This window comes from Burkholderia sp. APQ4-4ca (assembly GCF_057837105.1).
Genome location: NZ_JBYQCG010000159.1, coordinates 1 through 4,898, shown reverse-complemented (window position 1 = coordinate 4,898; position 4,898 = coordinate 1). Strand labels below are relative to the sequence as shown.

The 4,898-nt window shown below is 61.6% G+C and carries 7 protein-coding genes; 4 read left to right on the top strand and 3 right to left on the bottom strand.

From position 1 onward, the window contains the following. Together AC3IFE_RS18820 and AC3IFE_RS18815 are read right to left on the bottom strand one after the other, a co-directional pair. The coding region (locus AC3IFE_RS18820; RefSeq protein WP_489191541.1) for a DUF7716 domain-containing protein at nt 1–293 on the bottom strand (293 nt) is incomplete at its 3' end. A 105-nt stretch (nt 294–398) separates the two neighbouring features. Beyond that, a complete protein-coding gene (locus AC3IFE_RS18815; protein WP_489191540.1) occupies nt 399–863 on the bottom strand; it encodes an Imm10 family immunity protein in 465 nt (154 codons plus the stop codon). A gap of 152 nt (nt 864–1,015) precedes the next feature. Here AC3IFE_RS18815 and AC3IFE_RS18810 point away from each other — a divergent pair, with 152 nt between their 5' ends. Further along, entirely contained in the window at nt 1,016–1,816 is an 801-nt protein-coding gene (locus AC3IFE_RS18810) for a transporter substrate-binding domain-containing protein (RefSeq protein WP_489191538.1), read from the top strand. A 125-nt stretch (nt 1,817–1,941) separates the two neighbouring features. On the opposite strand, the gene AC3IFE_RS18805 is transcribed toward AC3IFE_RS18810, so the two are convergent. Next, a complete protein-coding gene (locus AC3IFE_RS18805) occupies nt 1,942–2,145 on the bottom strand; it encodes a hypothetical protein (protein ID WP_089466519.1) in 204 nt (67 codons plus the stop codon). Between the two features lie 871 nt (nt 2,146–3,016). On the opposite strand from AC3IFE_RS18805, the gene AC3IFE_RS18800 reads away from it, so the two are divergent. From AC3IFE_RS18800 to AC3IFE_RS18790, 3 genes are all read left to right on the top strand, one after another. Then, entirely contained in the window at nt 3,017–3,544 is a 528-nt protein-coding gene (locus tag AC3IFE_RS18800) for a PAAR domain-containing protein (protein WP_489191536.1), read from the top strand. Then, nucleotides 3,541–4,281 carry a VRR-NUC domain-containing protein gene (locus AC3IFE_RS18795; RefSeq protein ID WP_334000793.1) on the top strand — a complete coding sequence of 247 codons (741 nt, stop codon included), beginning with the start codon at nt 3,541–3,543 and terminating at the stop codon, nt 4,279–4,281. Before AC3IFE_RS18800 ends, AC3IFE_RS18795 begins: the two co-directional genes overlap by 4 nt. A gap of 4 nt (nt 4,282–4,285) precedes the next feature. Further along, on the top strand, nt 4,286–4,898 hold a 613-nt coding region (locus AC3IFE_RS18790), incomplete at its 3' end, for a type VI immunity family protein (protein WP_489191535.1).

Here is a 4,898-nt window from a genome sequence, read left to right as displayed (position 1 = left end):
TCGACGTAGAAGACGAACGCGTCGAGCAATTGCCCGACGCTCGGCTCGTCGATCTGGTCGTGTGCGTTGATCACGATGTCCTCGATCGTCGCGCTGTCGAGCGTGACTTTCCAGCCGGACTGCACCGCCACGACAGGCGCGGCGTCTGCTTCCGCGTCATCGGCATCTTCGAAAAACGCCCCTTCGGTGTCGAGCGTCCACGGCATCGGCGGCAGGTAAAGCCACCCGGAGAAATCGCCGGGACGTTCGAGAATATGGTGCAGCGACACTGCGGTCGTGGAATCGAGCGACATGGGTATTGCGGTGGTATCCGGATTGATTGCGTTGCATCGGCCGCGAGCAACCCGCGGCAGGCCGTGATTATGCCAATTCCGCGCCCGCCCGCCGCCGAACGCACGTCAGTCGATACGCAGCGTGACCGAGGTTCCCGCAAAAACCGCCGCCAACCCCTGCTTCACGTGTTCCAGCCCGTCCGTCGCGCGCAACGCGATCGTGACAAGGCCCAGCCCTTGCGCCCATCGCGCATCCAGCGCCAGTTCGATATTCAGCATGTCTCCGCGCAGCGAGACGGATTCGACACCGCCATAACCGGCCACGCCGCGCTCGCACACTTCCATGTAGTACGTGTCGAGGCCGAGCGCCTCGTCCTGTTCGTCGTCCTCGGTTCCACGCTGCAGGATCACGTAGTTCGTCGGCGGGTCACGATCCGCGAAGCCGACGACGTGAATGCCGTCCTCGAACGTGTAAGTCGCGACGTCGGCGAAAAATCTGAAATCCATGTCGATCTGCTCCTGGCCCGATGATGTCGGCGTCTTCCAGCGGACGGTTTTCGTCAGATTATTCCGCCTGCGCGAACGCGTCACCGGTTTTCGGTGAAATCGATTGCAATCAGGGCCAATTCGACTTCCGGCGCGGCGCGGTTGCGAGTAGTGTCTACGTGCCCGCATTCCGGCCGCCCCCGGGTCCGACCGATACCCGGCGCTCACACCACGACACTGAATCCTGGAGATCTGCGATGAAACGTTCGAAGTTCCTGCTGTCGAGCCTGCTGCTCGCGTCGGCTCTCGGCTTCACGGCCGTCGCCGCGCACGCGGACGACCTGCTCGATTCCGTGAAGAAGGCCGGCGTGCTGCGCGTCGGCCTCGAAGGCACGTATCCGCCGTTCAACTCGCGCGGCACGTCCGGCCAGCTCGAGGGCTTCGACGTCGACGTCGCGAACGCGGTCGCGGGCAAACTCGGCGTGAAGACGCAGTTCGTCCCGACCGAATGGAGCGGCATCATCGCGGGGCTGCAAGCCGGCAAGTTCGACGTGATCGTCAATCAGGTCACGATCACGCCGCAGCGCAAGGAGGCGCTCGACTTCAGCGAGCCGTACACGTACTCGGCCGCGCAACTGATCCAGCGCAAGGACGACACGCGCAACTTCAAGTCGCTCGAGGACTTCAAGGGCAAGAAGCTCGGCGTGACGCTCGGCACCAACTACGACCAGATGGCGCGCAGCGTGCCGGGCATCGAGGTGCAGACGTATCCCGGTGCGCCGGAGAAGCTGCGCGACCTCGCCGCAGGGCGGATCGAGGCGACGCTCGACGACCGGCTGATGCTGCCGTACATGATCAAGACGTCGAACCTGCCGCTGCGCTCGGGTGCGGTGCTGAACGGCGGCAAGCAGGAGATGGCGATTCCGTTCCGCAAGGGGAACCCGAAGTTCGAGAAGGCGATCAACGATGCGCTCGATTCGCTGCGCAAGGACGGCACGTTGAAGAAGATCTCGATGCACTGGTTCGGCAGCGACGTGACGGTGCCGGTCGCGCAGTAAGCGGTTCGGTGCGCGTTCAATGCGTCACGTTTTTCGCTGCGTCACGTTTTCACTGCGGCGAAGGCGTGACGCGCGGTTGCAGCCGTCTCCCCTCTGCTTCCCCTTTTCCTTTTTCCTTTTTTTCGTCAGGCCGCCTCGTCGAAGCGGGCAAGCAGCATCTGGCCGATCGGCGTCAGCGCCGGGCGCGCCGCTATCTCGTTCACGCGTACCTGCGTGTCGTCGACCAGCCGCTTTTCGACGAGCACGGCGAAAGCCGGGTTCGCGAGGTCGACACTGTCGGGCGCGCGCGCAATGCGCAGCAGCATAGAGAATTCATGCGGACTCAACATGGTCCATGTCTCCTGATCGTCCGCGATGCAGTTCGATCAGCGTCGGTCGCGTTTTCGAATGGAATGGATGGGTGGCAGAAGCCGATGCGCTGCCGGGAGCGAGATCCCGGGATCCTGCGCGACGCGGGCACGGCGTCGGATGCGATCACGCACACCCCGACCGCGATAGTGCTGCCGCGGCGAGAAGGTGCAACATTAGAGATGCGGCGTGACAAGAAAAAGGGGGTAACGACAGCGCTCGCGACATCACGGCGCGCAGCCCCATAAACAAAAAAGGGGTTACGGAAAACTCCGTAACCCCTTTTCGGATTTGGTGCGGCTGCAGGATCAACAATCCTCATACAATCCACTGATTCAAAACGAAAATTGAATCAGCGATTGGAGCACAAACCCCCAAACATACCCCCAATCGGTTAAGCCCATGCGGACGAGGCCATCGAGCGAGAAATTGCGGCGTAAGTCGTCGATCGCCGGCCGCCCGAACAGAAAACTTCTGGAGATTTGGAGATATACGCTCAATTCACCCCGGAAGCCTTACTGGGCAAGGGTTTGACTATCTCCAAGTGTATCTCCAAAACACTCATTTACTTGGAGACAAAGTTGGAGGTAGCAGGCAAATAGGTCGCATGACGCCAGCCGTGTCGAGAAGCACCCTGCGGTCTGGAACGCTGCGCGCAAAGAAACTCCCGTGCCGCAGCCCTCCCCGATGCCACGGCAAAAGCTAGCCTTGTGTTCAATGAAAAGTGACTTTGGACGGTCAAAAATTGCACCGCGCCATTCACCTGCGAAGCCTCCCGGCAACTTTGACAGGGTAGTTACCCTTATTCGGTGCGTGCTACAGTCCTCGCAAAATTTCAACAGAGGATTCGGCATGAGTTCTGCGTTCGTTCGGGAAGGCGATACGACTTCGCACGGTGGCCGGGTGCTCGCCTGCACGTCTACCAACATCGTCTTCGGCAAGCCACTCGCGCTCGAAGGCGACATGGTGTCGTGTCCCAAGTGCAGCGGCGTCTACCCAATCATCGGTGTCCGCGTTCGCAGCATGACGTTTGGCGGCCGGGCTGTGGCGACCGAAGGCGACAAGACTGCATGCGGCGCGACGCTGATAGCATCGCAAGGCATGGCGACGGTAGAGCCGACCTCCGGCGCAGGCGGCTCGGTTGGCGCAGGCAAAAGTGTAGTCACGCAGACGACCGCGCAAGACGATGGCGCATATCGCGGCCGCTTCCAGCTCGTCGACGACAAGACACGCGCGCCGATCCCGAATCACCCATACACGGTCATATCGGCGGACGGTCAAACGATTCAAGGCACGACGGACGCGAGCGGCCACACCGATTGGATCAGCAGTCACCAAGCTGCATCGCTGTCGTTCCATCAGCCCGGGAGCGATGCATGACCGGCCCCTACTCCCCAGGGTCGTCTACTGGGGGCTCGAGCACCGGTGGCAAGACAACGCAGGTTGGATTAAGCGCCTCCAAACTCTCCCCGAAGGATCGGAAAGTTCTGTGTCACACGTTCTGCGAGTGCCGTCGGATCGGCGTCGCGACGAAAGCCGGAACAATCCAGCGGCAGCGCTGCGTCGAGATGCGCCTCGGGCTACCCAATGAGGTGTCGAAGATGCAGACGGGCGTTCCAACAGAATACCGGCCGGAACAACCGTACGATATGACGACGAATCCACCCGAGCCGATCATGGACTACGACGATCCGCTAGAGCCCAATTCGGGCATTCGCCAGTGGATCAAGGACGTGTGGCCCAGCAAGGGCAGGAAGTACGAGAAAGGCGACGTCCGCCGCCCTGACGTCGTCATCGTGAACGACCCGTCGAAACCTCCGGAGCAATCGAATATCAAGACCGTCGTGGAAATGAAATTCCCCGGCGATCGATACGGCCCTGATCAGGAAGACGACTACATCGAAATCGCGGGCGGCCCGTCGAAGTTTGTTCACCTCGGCGCGGCTGATTGCGGATGCGGCGACGACGACGGCCAGAAGGAAACTTCGCGCTCGAAGCAATCCGCGCGACAATCCGAGCTTGACGACTTGTTCGGCGGCAATAGCACCGCGCCCGGAGGCCCACCGCTCCCGACCGCGCCCTCATTGCCGCCATCTGCATTCCCGCTCCCGCTTTGACGCCATGACGAACGACGAAATTGAAGCTTGGGCCAAAGATCCGCGCCGTGCGGACACCATGCCTTTCGGGCTTTACGAGCCCGCGCACCAAAAAGGGATCACGGGTGCCGCCCTTGTAGTGCGGGGCGTGCTTTACTTCCGCAACGGTTTCACGTCGGAGGTTCGGCAAAAGCTGGTGCGCTGCTTCAAGCAGTACAACGCGGCGATCGAGGAATATCAACACGCGCTCGAAGTGGCGGCCGGCCAGACGCCGTCAAAGTCCGGGCCGCTGCGCTGGTTCTATTCCGAGGGAGAAGAACCGATCCAGTACGACAAGTCTCCGGGATTCGAAAGTCTCGCGACGAGCGTTCCCTCCGACGAGGCCCTTGCGGTCGCGATCACCAGCGCCGAGCACAAGCTCGCGACCGGGTTCTATGAATTCACGGTGTTCGCGCTTAGCGAAAAGAAGGCTGCACGGAAACGCGGTCTCGACGGACTGGTCTTCACGGTACCGCGTGCGTTTATCGCCCACCGCCCCGGCGTGTTCGAGGCGATGTTCCGCGCGTTCGCAGAAGCGTTGCCGATAGTTAGCGGTCACGGCGGGCTGGCCGTGAATGTGCCTCCAATGGGGCGGCGAC